Genomic DNA, 14,707 nt, shown 5'->3' with positions numbered 1-14,707 from the left:
CCGCCGAACGGGTACGCGGAGACGTGCACCTCGCAGTGGGCCGGACCGGTCGCTCGTGACCGTCGTCATCGCGTTCCTGGCCAACCTCGCCGTGGGCGTGGCCAAGACGGTCGCGGCCGTGATGACGGGGTCGGCCTCCCTCACGGCCGAGGCCGCGCACTCGTGGGCCGACGCAGGCAACCAGATCCTGCTCCTGGTCGCAGACCGGCGCAGCAAGCGACGCCCTGACGAGTCGCGACCGTGGGGCTACGGCCGCGAGGCCTACATCTGGTCCCTGCTGGCCGCGCTCGGCCTCTTCGTGGCCGGCGGCATCTTCTCCGCCTACCACGGGATCACCCAGCTGCGTGTCGACGAGCCTGGTGGCGACTACCTCGTCGGTTACGTCGTCCTTGCTGTCGCGCTGTGCTTCGAGAGCGTGTCGCTCGCCCAGGCCTTGCGCCAGACCCGCAGGGAGGCGTCGGGGCTCGGCCGAGACCTCCTCGACCACGCCCTGGCGACGTCGGATCCCACGTTGCGCGCGGTCCTCGCCGAGGACTCGGCTGCTGTCGTGGGGATCGTCGTCGCGGCTGCCGGATTGGCGCTGCACGAGGTCACCGGCAACGCGGTGTACGACGCGATCGGCTCGATCGTCGTCGGGGTGTTGTTGTGCGGGGTGGCGGCGGTGCTGGTGGACCGCAACCGGAGGTTCCTCCTCGGACAGGTCGTCGATCCGGCCATCAGCGACGCGATCCGCCAGCGGCTCCTGGAGCTGCCTGACGTCGTTGCAGTGGATCACCTGCGCGTGGAGTTCGTCGGACCGCGGCAGCTCGTCCTCCTCGCCAGCGTCGACCTGGCGGGAGACCGACCGGAGTCCCGCATCGCGATCAGGCTGGAGGAGCTGGCGCGCCGGCTGGAAGAAGACGCGTCGATCGTCGACGCAGTGCTGGTGCCGTCCGCACCGGCTGGAGCCTGACTGTTCGCGCTTCGAAGGGAAGCAGGAAAGAGAGGTCGACGTGCCCGTCTGGGCCGCAGCGGGACTGTGGGGACTCTTCGCGGGGTCGGCACTGCTGGTCGGCGCCGGTCTCGGTTGGTACCTCCGGATCCCGCGCACGGTCGTCGCCGGCGTGATGGCCTTCGGTGCCGGCGTCCTCATCTCGGCGTTGGCGTTCGACCTCGTCGACGAGGCGGAGCGTGCGGGCGGCCTCGCTGCGACGACCGGCGGTTTCCTCGGCGGTGCCGTTGCCTACGTCGGCGCCAATGTCGCCCTCGCGTCCGCAGGAGCCCGGCACCGCAAACGGTCGTCCGGGCAGCCGACGGAGTCGGAGGTCGGCGGCAGCGGCACCTCGATCGCCATCGGTGCGCTCCTCGACGGCATCCCGGAGTCCATGGTCCTCGGCCTGACCTTGCTGTCGGGGCACGGCGTCGGCGTGCCCGTCCTGGTGGCCATCTTCCTCTCCAACGTGCCGGAGGGCCTGTCCAGCGCGGCCGGAATGCGGCGTGCAGGGCGGCGAGCGTCCTACGTCTTCGGCGTGTGGGCGGTGGTCGCGCTCTCGTCCGGCGGCGCCGGCCTGATGGGAGTCGTGCTCCTCGACGGCGCCTCGGGCGCGTCCATCGCTGTCGTCACTGCCGTCGCGGCGGGCGCCATCCTCGCCATGGTCGCCGACACGATGATCCCGGAGGCGTTCGAGAGAACCCACCTCTACGCCGGTCTGCTGGCCACCATCGGGTTCGTGCTGGCCTTCGCCATCGACCGGCTCTAGCCCGCTCCCTCGGCGGGCCCCCGGCGTACCGCCGCGGACGAGGGCGAGCGGTGGGCTCAGGCGGAGAGCCAGGCGCGCGCTGCCACGAGCTCGGCCACCAGCGTCTCGGTGAGCAGGCGCACGTCGTCGTCCTCGTCGTGGGGGTAGCGCAGCTCGAACGCCGCCTCGGCCAGCGGTGCCCCCACGGCGACGACGGTGCTGCCTCGCTGCCGGGTCCAGTCGAGCAGCTGCGGCTCCCAGCGCGAGCCGCCGAGCAGCAGCATCCGGTAGTCGGTCGTCTTGGTGAGGTAGACGTCGACGTGGCTCCAGTCGCCGGTCTCGCACCCGGTGGCCTGCAGGCGCGGACCCTCCCGCAGCATGAGCGCGGACTGGTAGGCCGACGAGACACGTCGCGCCGGCGCGACGACGTGGGTGCCGTGCGGACCCATCAGGAGCTCGTCGAGGCGCGGTCGCCAGTCGGCCTCGGTCGCGAGCAGGTGCTCGGAGGCCGCGGCGGCCTCGGCGAGCGGGACCGCACGTCCGCCCGTGAGGTGCCGCTCGAGCTCGAGGAGCAGCGCGAGGGTGTGCTGGAAGGACCGGCAGGCGACGCCACCCCGTTCCTCGCCCGCGTCCATGGAGACCGCGCGTGCGGCACGCTCGGTGAGCGGACCGGGCTTGTTGACGAGCGCCACGACCTCGACGTCGGGACCCAGTCGTTCGACGGCGTCGAGGGTCTCCACCGACCCGGCGGAGGCCGACACCGCGACGACCAGGTCACCCGGACCGAGCGCGGGCAGCAGGTCGCTGCTCGCGAGCTCGGCGACCGCCGAGACGCCGGCGGCCCGCAGCCGCGCGGCGGCCACGAGGTTCGCATAGTGGGAGGAGCCCATGCCGAGCAGCACCACGCGGGCGGGTGCGGTCACGAAGTCCCACGCGCCGTCGAGCCGCAGCGCGCGCAGCCGCTCGGGCTTCTCGGACAGGTCCGCCAGGAACAGGTCGGGCGTCACAGCTTTCCCCTCTGTCGCAGCGCGGCCTCCGGGACGTAGCGCCACTGGGGCAGGTACGCCGCGGCGTACTCGAGCTCGCGCTGGATCTGGTCGTCGACGTACGGCGTCAGCAGGGACTCGTCGAGCAGGTCGCCGGCGACGGCACGGTAGGAGTCGAGGAGCTCGGCCTGCACCTGCTCGACCCACTCCCTGACCGCCTCGGCCGGCACCGCGGGGTCGTGGTGACTGAGCACGTGCCCGACGTTCTCCAGCGACATCAGCATGCCGGCCACGTCGTAGGCGGCCGGTCGGTGCGCGACGCGCTCTTCGGGAGTCAGCATGGGATTGCCGTCGAAGTCGATCACGAGCAGCCGGTCGTCCGCCGTGCCGCGCAGGACCTGGCCGACGTGGTAGTCGCCGTGCGTGGCCACCGGGCCTGTGGGGGAGTCGGCCAGCGCGACGTGCATCTCGGCGGTCACGCGGCCGAGGTCGGCGGCGAAGGGTCGCGCGGGTCCCGGTTCGACCCCGACGGCGACGCGGGCCTCGTGCAGGCACCACGTCCACCCGTCGCTCGAGTCCGGCACCAGGTCGGTCGCGGTCACCACGGGCACCCAGCCGCCGTCTGGATGGCACCACTCGAGCAGGAACCAGACCCCGGGCATCGCCTCGAACGACGCGTCCACCAGCCGCCGCAGCCGCTCCGATGCGGGGTGCGGCCCGACCAGCGGAGTGGTGGACCACTTGACCACCACGCGGTCGCCCACGACGACCGAGAGGTTGGTCTGGTCGACGTCGATGGACGTCTCTCCCTCAGGCACCGACCCCACCGGGCGTGTGCCCGGGACCCAGCGGAAACCCTCCGGCAGGTCCGCACCCTCGGCCCACAGGGCCATCAAGAGGCTGCTCGCGCCGGAGCCGGACGGTCGGCACCACCACGAACCGTCCGCCTGCTCGACGGTGAAGGCCAATCCGATGGTGCGAGGGGGCGTCACGACTGTCGCGTCGCCACGTGCTCCAGGCCGACCCGCTCGATGACGTCGGCACCGACCTGCAGCCCGTCGCGCGCCCGGATCGCCTCGCCGGCGGCCTCCGCCCGCGCTCGGAGTGCGGTGTCGGACAGCAGCTCGTCGATCGCGCCGAGCAGCTCCTCGTCGCTGAATCCGTACGTCGACAGCCTGCGGCCGTAGCCCGACTCCTCGACCCGCTGGGCGTTGTCGTACTGGTCCCAGAAGAGCGGTAGCACGATCATCGGCTTGCCGAAGTGCAGCGACTCGGTGGTGGTGTTGTTGCCGCCGTGCGTGATCACCAGGTCCACCTGGGGGATCACCTTGGTCTGCGGCACGATCGCGTCGCCCACCATGTTGTCGGCGAGGCGGATCTCGTCGGCGCGCGGCCCCATGCTCACCACCACCTTGTGCGGCGTGGTGCCGAGCACGTCGATCAGCCGCTGCAGCAGGGAGATGTCGGCCCCGCCGAGAGAGCCGAGCGACAGGTAGATCACGGCGGAGCCCTCGGGACGGTCGGCGAAGGCGGCGGGCATCTCGAACTCGCCGTCGGTCTGCCGCAAGCTCGAGTCCATCCGGTGCCAGGTGGCGTCGAGCGGCCGGTCGGCGACGTAGTCGAGCTCTTCGGGATAGACGTAGAGGTTGGCCACCTCTGAGGTGTGGATGAACTCGCGGGGGCGCAGCGGCGGGGCGCCCTGCGCCTGCACCCACGCGTCGAAGTCCTCCCACGTGGCCTGGTGGGTGCTGTCGAACTCGTCGAGGAACTCTGCCCAGCCGGAGCGGTCCGCGGCGGCGTACCCGGAGAACGTCGGCGCGATGTCGCTCCCGCGGATCTCCAAGGGGTTGCACGACACGATCCGCACGAACGGCGCACCCGACGTCACCAGGGCCGGGAAGGCCACGACGTTGTCCTCGACGAGGACGTCGGGCCGGTGCTCGGCGATGATCGCCTTGAGGTGCGGCTCGGCGTACTTCGCCCCGTCGATGAGGGCCTGGTAAGTCGGCTGGATGAAGGAGGCCAGCTGTTCGATGGTCGGCTTGCGGAACTCCGGCGCGGTCTCGTTGATGAAGTCGATCCAGAACTGGCCGGCGGCCTCGTCACTGGCGTCGGACCCTTCGTCCTGTGCGGGGGGCTCGGCGAGGTCGACCAGGGCCTCGACGAAGCCGAGCGGGGCGAGCTTGCCCTCCCAGGACCGCTCGGCCGCGAAGACCACGGTGTGGCCGCGGTCGAGCAGCACCTTGCCGATGCCGATGCACTGGTTGGTCGGGCCGTGCGCCGACTCGGGCAGGAACAGGACGGTCAGTCGATCTGTCATCGGGAGTCCTTGCTCGTCGTGGTGTCGAGGGGGTGACCGGTGGCGACGCGGGCGTACTCGAGGATGAGCTCGGCCGCGGTGTCGCCGTCGATGCTGGGGTGCCCGGCCATGATGCGGTAGCCGTAGGCGTCCTCGAGTGCCACCAGGTTGCGGCCGATGGTGCGCGCGTCGTGGCTGAGGGTGAAGACGCCGGTCGCGGCGCCCTGGGCGAGGATCACCTCGTACATCGCGACCTGTCGGTCGTAGAGCGAGGTCAGCAGCGCGCCGTACACCGGCTGCCGTCCGGCGGCGCCACCGAGCTCGCAGAGCAGCCGCACTGACGCGTCGTCGCCGTCGACGGGGAGACCGGTCCGAACTGTGACGACGAGCTTCTCGACCGGGTCGTCGAGGTGGTCGAGGGCGGCGACGCGCTGGTCGTAGAAGCGCTCCATGCCGGCTCGGTTCGCCTCGAGCAGGAGGGCCTGCACGTCGGGGAAGTGATAGAGCACCGCCCCTGAGGTGAGGCCGGCCGCCTCGGCGACGTGCACCAGCTTGGCATCCGCGCCGTGCTGCAGCATCGCGCGCTGCGCGGCGCCCACCAGGGCGTCGCGGCGTGCTTGTTTCGCTGAGCGGGTCATCGTGGGCAACCTTGGCACGACTGCGAGCTTTGTTGAAGAGTCCTTCAAAAAATCTTGGTTACAGGCTCATTTCAACGGCTCGAACCCCTTGCCGAAATCTGAAGGTCAATGCAAAGTGGGCCGCCAACATCCCTTCTCGGGTATTTCAGGAGGCGTCATGGCCCGCACCAGCAACCTCTCTCGCCGATCGACGCGCCGGGCACCTCGCCGCGCCGCGCTCAGTGTCGGATCGGTGGTGGCCGTCCTGGCGCTCGCCGCCTGCGGGGGCAGCGATGACGAGGGCAGCAGCGCCGAGCCGGACGAGCTCGACCCGAGCGCCGACCTGAGCAGCCAGTCGATCACCGTGTCCAACTGGGCCGGCTACATGGCCGAGGACATCGCCGACCAGTTCGAGGCCGCCACCGGCGCCGGTCTCACCGTGACGGAGCACGCCACCAACGAGGAGGTGATGGCCAAGCTGACCGCCGGGGGAGACTCGGGCATCGACGTCGCCTTCGTGTCCGGCCAGTACGCGCAAGCGCTCAACGACGCCGGCCTCCTCGAGCCGATGCACGCCGACCTGGTGCCGAACCTCGAGAACCTCTACCCCGAGGCCACCCAGCTGGCCTTCGACGAGGGCAACGAGTACTCCGTGCCCTACACCTGGGGCACCACGGGCATCTGCTACCGCTCCGACCTGGTCGACCCGGCGCCGACGTCGTGGAACGACATCCTCCAGCCCGACCCCGAGTACGCCGGCAAGATCACGATGCTCTCGACCGAGCGCTGGCTCGCGCTGCCCGCGCAGAAGGCGTTGGGCTACTCGGTCAACACCACCGACGACGAGGAGATCGCCGAGATGGCCGACCTGCTCACCTCGGCCAAGGACAGCCTGCTCGGCTACGACGACACCACCTTCTACGAGAAGCTCGTCTCCGGCGAGGCCGTGATGACCGAGGCCTGGGACGGCTGGTGCGGCTACGGCATGGCCGAGAACCCCGACATCAAGTTCGTGGTGCCCGACGAGGGGAGCGACCTCTGGGCCGACACGATGGTCGTGCTGAAGGACTCCAAGAACAAGGAGGCCGCTTTCGCCTTCATCAACATGATGCTCGAGCCCGAGATGCACGTCTGGGTCACCGAGAACGTCTACTACAACGTGCCGAACCAGGCCGCCGCGGAGCTGGTGCCGGCCGAGCTGAAGGAGCAATTCCCGCAGCTCGACGTCACCCCCGAGCAGCTCGCGGAGGGTGAGGTGCTCGTGGACCTCGGCGAGGAGTCGACCAAGTACACCGAGCTGACCACCAACGTCACGGCCTCGTGACGCGGAGGCCCTCCGGCAACACGGCGAGCGGGCGCCGGGGGCGCCCGGCGGTCAGCGCGATCTTCCTCGGCCCCGGGCTGGCGTTCACAGCGGTCTTCGTCGTCGTCCCCGTGCTGCTGGTGCTCAGCTACACCGTCTTCGACCGGGGGCGCTTCGGCGGCATCGAGTACGAGTTCACCCTCGACAACTTCAGCCGGGCCTTCGAGCCGACCTTCCGCCGGGTCCTGGTCAGCTCGCTGTGGATCGCTGGAGCGGCGACGCTCGTCGCGCTGGTGGTCGGCTACCCGGTCGCGTACGCCATCGCGAAGCTGCCGGCGCGCTGGCGCTCGTTGATGTTGGTCCTCGTCGTGATCCCGTTCTGGACCAGCTTCCTGATCCGCACCTACGCGTGGATCGTGCTGCTCAACACCCAGGGCGTGCTCAACGACGTGCTGGTCCGGCTCGGGATCGTCGACGACCGCCTCGACCTGCTCTACACGAGGGGCGCGGTGATCGCCGGTCTCGTCTACGTCTACCTCCCCCTGATGATCCTGCCCATCTACGCGTCGGTGGCGCGGATGGACGACGAGCTCACGGAGGCGTCGGCCGACCTCGGCGGGTCCCGCTTCGCCGGCTTCGCGCGGATCACCTTTCCGCTGTCGCTGCCGGGCGTGGTCACCGGCTGCATCTTCGTGTTCGTGCCCAGCCTGGGGAACTTCGTCGTGCCCGAGCTGCTCGGCGGCGGCAAGACCGTCATGGTCGGCAACCTGGTGCGCGACCAGTTCCTCAAGGCGCGCGACTGGCCCTTCGGGGCGACCCTGGCGCTCGTGATGGTGGTGCTCCTGCTGCTGCTCTTCGCGCTGCAGTCCGCCGTCAGCCGGCGCTTCTCCGTCGAGGCCCCCCGATGAGCCGTCAGCGGCCGAGTCAGCGGCCGGGTCAGCGCCGCCAGGGTCTCGGTGTCCTCTGGATCCCGTTGGTCGGCTGCCTCTTCTTCCTCTACGTGCCGATCGCCACGGTCGTGGTCCTGTCGTTCAACAGCGGCCGGTCCGCGCTGAACCTCAAGGGCTTCTCGCTGAAGTGGTACCCCGAGCTCTTCTCCGACTCCAACCTGGGCGAGGCGCTGGTCAACACGCTGCTCGTCGCCTTCGGAGCGATGGTGTTCTCGACGGTGCTGGGCACGATGCTCGCGGTGGGGCTGGTGCGCTACACGCGGTCGACGACGCTGGACGCGGTGGTGATGGCACCCGCGATCCTGCCCGACCTGGTGCTCGCGATCGGGCTGCTGTCCTTCTTCACCTGGGTGGGCTTCTCGCTCGGGCTGACGACGGTGATGCTCGCGCACGCCGCGTTCGGGACGGCGTTCGTGGTGGCCGTCGTCCGCGCGCGGCTCGTGCAGCTCGACCGCTCGCTGGAGGAAGCTTCGCAGGACCTGGGCGCGGGGTGGTTCGCCACGTTCGTCCGGGTCACCCTGCCCTCCATCGCTCCTGCCGTGCTGGCTGGGGCGCTGCTCAGCTTCACGCTCTCGCTCGACGAGTTCGTGATCGCCTTCTTCACCAACGGCCCGAACACCCCGACCCTGCCGATCGAGATCTACTCCCGTGTGCGCTTCGGCGTCACGCCGGAGATCAACGCGCTGGCCTCGATCCTGCTGGCGGTCAGTGTGGCCGCGGTGCTGGTCGGTGCCCTCATCCTCCGACGAACGGAGAAGGACGATGACTGACGCCCCGCTGCAGACACCCCTGCTGAAGATCAGGGGCCTGAGCGCTTCGTACGGCGCCGTGCGGGCGCTCCGCGGCGTCGACCTCGACGTCGCCGACAACGAGTTCTTCGCACTGCTCGGCCCGTCCGGCTGCGGCAAGAGCACCCTGCTGCGCTCGCTCGCCGGCTTCGAGGACCCGAGCGACGGGACCGTCACGCTCGGCGGCGCCGACCTCCTCGCCCTGCCGGCGCACAAGCGGCCGGTGAACATGATGTTCCAGTCCTACGCGCTCTTCCCGCACCTCAGTGTCGAGAAGAACATCGGCTACGGGCCGTCGCGGGCGGGCCTGGCCAAGTCGGAGGTCGCGGCCCGGGTGGCCGAGGTGATCCGCACCGTCGGGCTCGAAGGCCTCGGTGGCCGCCGGCCCAGCCAGCTCTCGGGCGGCCAACGCCAGCGCGTCGCGCTGGCCCGCGCGATCGTCAACCAGCCGCGGCTGCTGCTCCTCGACGAGCCCCTCTCAGCACTGGACCGCAACGTCCGCGCCCAGATGCAGCTGGAGCTGAAGCGGCTCCAGCACGAGGTCGGCATCGCGTTCGTCGTCGTCACCCACGACCAGGAGGAGGCCCTGTCGATGGCCGACCGGGTCGCGGTCATGAACGACGGCGAGGTCCTCCAGGTGGCCAGCCCGGAGGAGCTCTACCGCAACCCCGTCAACCGGTTCGTCGCCGAGTTCATCGGGCGCAGCAACGTCTTCGAGGGCACGGCTCGCCCGGACGGCCTGGAGGTCGCCGGCGGTGCGCTGCTGCCGGGGCGTGGTCACGGCAGCTATCTCGTCGTCCGTCCCGAGGACATCGACATCCGGGAGCGCGCCGCCGAGTCCTCGGGTGGACCTGCTGGCGGATCAGCAGGTGGGGTGCTCCGCGGCCAGGTCCTCGAGACGCAGTTCAGCGGCGGCAGCACCGCCATCGCGGTGGCGACGCAGGGCCCGACCACCGTGGCGGGACAGCCGGTCCTGGTCACCCAGCCCGGCTTCCCGACGGTGCACCGCGGGGCCGAGGTCGAGCTGACCTGGAGCGCCGACGCCGCGCGCATCGTCGCATGAGCACTGCTGGCAGGAGGACAAGGGCGACGGACCCGCTCGCCGAGGCCGCGCCCAGGTCCTACTGGCACGACGTGCACCACCTCGTCCCGACGACGCTGCCCCTCTCGCGGGGCACCGAGGCCGACCTGGTCGTGGTGGGCGCCGGGTTCACGGGGCTCTGGACGGCGATCGAGGCCAAGCGCCGCGACCCTGCTCGCGACGTGGTGCTGCTCGACGCGGAGCACGTCGGCTTCGGGGCGACCGGTCGCAACGGCGGCTTCATCTCCGACTCGGTGACGCACGGCCTCGCGCACGGCCTCGCGCTGTGGCCCGACGACCTCCCTGCCTTGCTGCAGGCCGGGCGTCGCAACCTGGCCGCGCTGGCTGCCGACCTGGACGAGGCCGGCATCGACGCGGGGCTCTCCCTGGTCGGCAAGTCGATCGTGGCGACGACCGAGCACCAGGCCGCGGGCTTCGCCGGGCTGGCCGGGCTGCTGGACCGGTACGGCGAGGACGTCACCCTGCTCGACGCCGCCGGCATGCGCGCCGACGTCGAGTCGCCGACGTACCTCGCCGGCATCCGGGTGCGCAGCGGCGGGGGAGTGCTGGACCCGGTCGCCCTGGTGGTCGGGCTGCGCGACTGGGCGCTGCGGCTGGGAGTGCGTGTCCACGAGCAGACGCCCGTGCAGGATCTCGACGGCGGCCGGGTCGTCACCCCACGCGCGGTCGTGCGGACCCGTCAGGTGGCCCTGGCGACCAACGCGTTCCCCAGTCCGCGGCGCAGCCTCCGCAAGTACGTCGTCCCCGTCTACGACCACGTGCTCGTGACCGAGCCGTTGTCGGCCGAGCAGTGGGATCGGCTCGGCTGGCAGGACCGGCAGGGCGTGACCGACGCCGGGAACCAGTTCCACTACTACCGACCGCTCGCAGACGGCCGGATCCTGTGGGGCGGCTACGACGCCATCTACTACTACGGCTCGCGCACCGATGCGGCGCGCGAGCAGCGCGACACCTCGCACCGCCTGCTCGCCGAGCACTTCCGGCAAACCTTCCCGCAGCTGATGGACCTGCGCTTCACGCATCGCTGGGCGGGCCTGATCGACACCACGAGCCGCTTCACGCCCTTCGTCGGCACCGATCGGACGCGCACCGTCGGGCACGCGATGGGGTTCACGGGGCTGGGCGTCGCCTACAGCCGCCTCGCCGCGGGCGCGCTCCTCGATGCCCTCGCGGGACAGCCGGTACCTGCCTTCCTCGGTGATCGGCCGGTGCCCTTCCCGCCCGAGCCGGTCCGCTTCCTCGGGGTCCAGGCGACCCGCGCAGCCCTGGCGCGCGAGGACCGCACGGGGCGCCGAGGCCCGTGGCTGCGCACGCTCGACCGCTTCGGCATCGGCTTCAACTCCTGAGACCAGACGGGATCCCCATGGACGGCAACGGCACCTTCATCGACGGCACCTTCTTCGATGGCACCTCTATCGATGGCACCTTCATCGATGGCACCTTCATCGATGGGAGGCGCGAGCCGGGGCACGGTGAACCCCTCGACCTGGTCGATCCCGCGACCGGGGAGGTGTCGGGCCGTCTGGTGCAGGCCTCGATCGACGACGTGGACAGGGCGGTGGCCGCGGCGGCGGCAGCGCTCCCTGCCTGGGCGGCCCGGACCGCGGGGGAGAGGGCGCTCGTCCTGTCCCGCGTCGCCGACGCGCTGGCCCAGCAGATCGGCGAGGCCACCGACCTCGTCGACCTTGAGGTGCGCGAGACGGGCAAGCCGCGGGCGGTCTTCGCCGACGGTGAGCTGCCGTTCGCGGTCGACAACCTGCGCTTCTTCGCCGCGGCCGCGCGCTCCCTGGAGGGGACGGGGGCGGGCCGGCTCAGCACCGGCTACACCTCGCTACTCGTGCGCCGACCGGTCGGTGTCGTGGCCGGCATCGCGCCGTGGAACTTCCCTCTGATCATGGCGATCTGGAAGCTGGGCCCCGCCCTCGCAGCGGGCAACACCGTGGTGCTCAAACCCGCGCCGACCACGCCCTCCTCGACGCTGCGGCTCGCCGAGATCGCGCACGCAGCGGGGCTCCCCGACGGCGTCCTCAACGTGGTGACCGGTGGCGCCGAGGTCGGTGCGGCGCTGGTCGCGCATCCCACGGTGGCGATGGTGTCGATCACGGGGTCGTCGCGAGCGGGGCGTGAGGTGATGGCCTCGGCCGCGTCGGCCACGAAGCGGGTGCACCTCGAGCTCGGCGGCAAGGCGCCCGCGGTCGTCTTCGCCGACAGCGATCTGTCGACCGCGGTGCGCGGCCTGGCCATGGGGGCGACATACAACTCGGGTCAGGACTGCACGGCGCTGACCCGCATCTACGTCGAGCGACCGGCGTACGACGACCTGGTCGCCCGTCTCGCTGACACCCTGTCGGCCATCAAGGTCGGTCAGCCGTTCGACGAGGACACCGAGATCGGCCCGCTGGTCAGCGTCGAGCACCGGGACCGCGTGCACGGGTTCGTGACGCGCGCCGTCGAGGCGGGCGCCACCGTCGTCACCGGCGGGGTCGTCCCCGACGGGCCGGGGGCGTACTACCCACCCACCCTCGTCACCGGCGCGAACCAGGACTCCGAGATCGTGCAGGAGGAGGTGTTCGGCCCGGTGGTCGTGGTGCTGCCGTTCGACGGCGAGGACGAGGGCGTCGCCCTCGCGAACGACTCCGCCTACGGACTGGCCTCGTCGGTGTGGACCCGTGACGGGCAGCGTGCGCTCCGGGTCGCGCACCGCATCGACGCCGGGGTCACCTGGGTCAACGACCACCTCCCCATCGCGTCCGAGGCGCCGCACGGGGGCGTGAAGGCCAGTGGCTTCGGCAAGGACATGAGCCAGGAGTCGCTGGCGGAGTACACCGTCACGCACCACGTGATGATCCGGCACGATGCGCCGCCCGAGCACGACTCCTTCCGCCCCGCGTGAGCCCGTCGCGCACCGTCCTTCCGAACAGCGCGTAGGTTTCGCCCATGTCCAGCAAGCCGGGGGTCGACAAGGTCGCGCTCGACGGACCCGGCGCGCTCCTGATCGAGGCCCTGCAGCGAGACGGGCGGCGGTCCTACCGTGACCTCGCGCAGGAGGTCGGCCTCTCGGAGGCGGCGGTGCGCAACCGCGTGCAGCGCCTGCTGGACAGCGGCATCATCAACATCGTCGCGGTGACCGATCCTTCTCAGCTGGGCTTCGCCCGCCAGGCCATGGTGGGCGTGCGGGTCACCCATCGGATCCACGACGTGGCCGAGGCCCTGCGGGTCATGGAGGACGTCTGCTACGTCGTCGTGGTCTCGGGTCGCTACGACCTGATCGCCGAAGTCGTCTGCGAGAGCGACGACCACATGATCGAGGCGCTCGAGCGCATTCGTTCGACCGAGTGCGTGAGCTCCATCGAGAGCATGGGCTACCTCAAGATCCACAAGCAGACCTTCGATGAAGGCGTGCGCTTCTAGGTGCGGCCGACCCCGGTGGTCGAGCAGGCCGCGCAGCGTCCCCGGTGGTCGAGGGGGTCGCGCCGCGTCCCCGGTGGTCGAGGAGGTCGCAGCGTCCCCGGTGGTCGAGCAGCGAGCTTGCGAGCGGAGAGTCGAGACCACCCCGGGTGGTCGAGGATCCCGCACGGAGCTTGATGCCCTCGACGTCGACGCCCACGGCGATGTGCGCGGCCTTGGTCCGTACGTGTCCGCCGTCGCGGACCTTCACGACCAGCTCCGGCGGGCATCGGCCATCAGCTTGGTCGGGACACACGTCACTGTTTCTCCGGCGCCGATCAAGACGCGTAACAGCCGCCCGGACACGTGCCGGTCGTCCTCGACGGCCCAACGCAGCCGCGGGTACCTGGTCGCGGCCCATCGGGTCAGATTGAGCTGCCCGGCCGCGGTGGCCGGCACCGTGATCGAGGGGACATGAACCGCACGGGTTGGCCAGTGGACACGCCTCAGCCGAGCAGAGCGCCACACGCTCCTATCAAGCCACACCGGCCGACCCGAACCTGACCGCCGTGGACACTTCGGTCGACAGACACCCCACGCCGCAAGCGGCGTTGGTTGCTAGCGCAACGTCCTCGACCACCGAACGGTGACTACGCGCCGGCCAGTGCAGCCATCTGTGAGGTGAGCGTCACACAACAAAACCTTAGAGGCCCTGTGAACAAGGGGTTCCTGAGACTCTCGGTTGTCGGTGGCCACCTCTACCGTTGTTCGGGATGAGCTACTCCACACCCACGCCGCGCCACCCGTTGGTGGAGTTCGCCGACGTCTTGGAGAAGGCGCTCGCGGAAGTGGTCGATGTCGACCCGGCCTACCTGTCCACTGAGCAGAAGTCAGATCTGCTGCGCCGGCTCACTCCGCTCGTCTCACAAGCCGAAGGCGTACGCCTCCGCGTCGTCGCAGCCTCCGAGGACGTGGCCGCCGAGCACGCCGACAAGAGGGTCGCGGACTGGGTCGCCAGGGAGACCAGGTGCGACAAACGCGCCGCCCATGCCCAGCAGAGCCTCGCTGAAGCGTTGGACGCACGGTGGGCACGCATCGGCGGCGGTGTGACCTCCGGGCGGGTGCACCTCGACCAGGCCCGAGTGATCGTGAGGGCGCTCGACCAGCTCCCACCCCAGATCGGCCCCGAGGTCCGCCGTCTCGCCGAGGAACAACTGCTCGAGTTCGCTGACGACTTCGGGCCGCGTGAGCTGGTCAAGCTGGGTGACCGGATCCTCGCCTACGTCGCCCCCCAGGTCGCCGACGCCCAGGAGCTGAAGGCGTTGGAGGCCGCCGAACGCAGAGCCGAAACCAGGACGCGGTTGACCTACAAGACCAGACCCGACGGGTCCCTGGAGTACTCCGGGGTCCTCCCCCCCGTCGAGGGCGCGATCCTCAAGACCGTCATCGACGCCAAGTCCTCACCCCGACGCCGCGACCAAGCCGGCGGGTGGACCGACCCAGCCACCGGGCAACGGCTCACCGCCGACCAAGTCCGCGGCGAGGCGTTCCGCGACC

At 70.7% G+C, this 14,707-nt stretch carries 14 protein-coding genes and 1 pseudogene; 10 read left to right on the top strand and 5 right to left on the bottom strand.

Annotated elements, in window-relative coordinates; genetic code table 11:
* Window positions 1–55: 55 nt before the first annotated feature.
* Window positions 56–952, top strand: a complete 897-nt coding sequence (locus ABD295_RS14370; protein WP_344304456.1) for a cation diffusion facilitator family transporter — start codon at window positions 56–58, stop codon at window positions 950–952.
* Between the two features lie 40 nt (window positions 953–992).
* Window positions 993–1,739 (top strand): ZIP family metal transporter, encoded by a 747-nt coding sequence (locus tag ABD295_RS14365; RefSeq protein ID WP_344304455.1) that lies wholly within the window; start codon window positions 993–995, stop codon window positions 1,737–1,739.
* A gap of 56 nt (window positions 1,740–1,795) precedes the next feature.
* On the opposite strand, the gene ABD295_RS14360 is transcribed toward ABD295_RS14365, so the two are convergent.
* Genes ABD295_RS14360 through ABD295_RS14345 form a run of 4 tightly spaced genes read right to left on the bottom strand, consistent with a single transcriptional unit; the run spans window position 1,796 to window position 5,641 of the window.
* Complete coding sequence (locus ABD295_RS14360; protein ID WP_344304454.1) at window positions 1,796–2,725, bottom strand: SIS domain-containing protein; 930 nt, start codon at window positions 2,723–2,725, stop codon at window positions 1,796–1,798.
* The gene (locus ABD295_RS14355; RefSeq protein WP_344304453.1) at window positions 2,722–3,696 is read right to left on the bottom strand and encodes a hypothetical protein; all 975 of its coding nucleotides are present in this window, start codon (window positions 3,694–3,696) and stop codon (window positions 2,722–2,724) included. The genes ABD295_RS14360 and ABD295_RS14355 overlap by 4 nt, the downstream gene beginning before the upstream one ends.
* Complete coding sequence (locus tag ABD295_RS14350) at window positions 3,693–5,024, bottom strand: nucleotide disphospho-sugar-binding domain-containing protein (RefSeq protein ID WP_344304452.1); 1,332 nt, start codon at window positions 5,022–5,024, stop codon at window positions 3,693–3,695. The genes ABD295_RS14355 and ABD295_RS14350 overlap by 4 nt, the downstream gene beginning before the upstream one ends.
* The gene (locus ABD295_RS14345; RefSeq protein ID WP_344304451.1) at window positions 5,021–5,641 is read right to left on the bottom strand and encodes a TetR/AcrR family transcriptional regulator; all 621 of its coding nucleotides are present in this window, start codon (window positions 5,639–5,641) and stop codon (window positions 5,021–5,023) included. Before ABD295_RS14345 ends, ABD295_RS14350 begins: the two co-directional genes overlap by 4 nt.
* 157 nt (window positions 5,642–5,798) lie before the next feature.
* Here ABD295_RS14345 and ABD295_RS14340 point away from each other — a divergent pair, with 157 nt between their 5' ends.
* From ABD295_RS14340 to ABD295_RS14310, 7 genes are read left to right on the top strand one after another with little or no spacing between them, the layout of a single operon-like run.
* Entirely contained in the window at window positions 5,799–6,944 is a 1,146-nt protein-coding gene (locus ABD295_RS14340; protein WP_344304450.1) for a polyamine ABC transporter substrate-binding protein, read from the top strand.
* Complete coding sequence (locus ABD295_RS14335) at window positions 6,941–7,831, top strand: ABC transporter permease (RefSeq protein ID WP_344304449.1); 891 nt, start codon at window positions 6,941–6,943, stop codon at window positions 7,829–7,831. Before ABD295_RS14340 ends, ABD295_RS14335 begins: the two co-directional genes overlap by 4 nt.
* Window positions 7,828–8,643, top strand: a complete 816-nt coding sequence (locus tag ABD295_RS14330) for an ABC transporter permease (protein WP_344304448.1) — start codon at window positions 7,828–7,830, stop codon at window positions 8,641–8,643. Before ABD295_RS14335 ends, ABD295_RS14330 begins: the two co-directional genes overlap by 4 nt.
* Window positions 8,636–9,724, top strand: coding sequence for an ABC transporter ATP-binding protein (locus tag ABD295_RS14325; protein ID WP_344304447.1), 1,089 nt, complete (start codon window positions 8,636–8,638; stop codon window positions 9,722–9,724). Before ABD295_RS14330 ends, ABD295_RS14325 begins: the two co-directional genes overlap by 8 nt.
* Window positions 9,721–11,109 (top strand): NAD(P)/FAD-dependent oxidoreductase, encoded by a 1,389-nt coding sequence (locus tag ABD295_RS14320; RefSeq protein ID WP_344304446.1) that lies wholly within the window; start codon window positions 9,721–9,723, stop codon window positions 11,107–11,109. Before ABD295_RS14325 ends, ABD295_RS14320 begins: the two co-directional genes overlap by 4 nt.
* Window positions 11,110–11,126: 17 nt before the next feature.
* Complete coding sequence (locus tag ABD295_RS14315) at window positions 11,127–12,656, top strand: aminobutyraldehyde dehydrogenase (protein WP_344304445.1); 1,530 nt, start codon at window positions 11,127–11,129, stop codon at window positions 12,654–12,656.
* Between the two features lie 44 nt (window positions 12,657–12,700).
* A complete protein-coding gene (locus ABD295_RS14310; RefSeq protein ID WP_344304444.1) occupies window positions 12,701–13,174 on the top strand; it encodes an Lrp/AsnC family transcriptional regulator in 474 nt (157 codons plus the stop codon).
* Between the two features lie 169 nt (window positions 13,175–13,343).
* Here ABD295_RS14310 and ABD295_RS21225 read toward each other — a convergent pair.
* Window positions 13,344–13,427, bottom strand: a pseudogene (locus ABD295_RS21225) (transposase); the annotation flags it as partial.
* Between the two features lie 496 nt (window positions 13,428–13,923).
* On the opposite strand from ABD295_RS21225, the gene ABD295_RS14305 reads away from it, so the two are divergent.
* The coding region (locus ABD295_RS14305) for a DUF222 domain-containing protein (protein WP_344304443.1) at window positions 13,924–14,707 on the top strand (784 nt) is incomplete at its 3' end.

The organism is Nocardioides bigeumensis (assembly GCF_039531755.1).
GTDB lineage: Bacteria > Actinomycetota > Actinomycetes > Propionibacteriales > Nocardioidaceae > Nocardioides > Nocardioides bigeumensis.
This window is presented reverse-complemented; position numbering and strand designations above follow the sequence as displayed.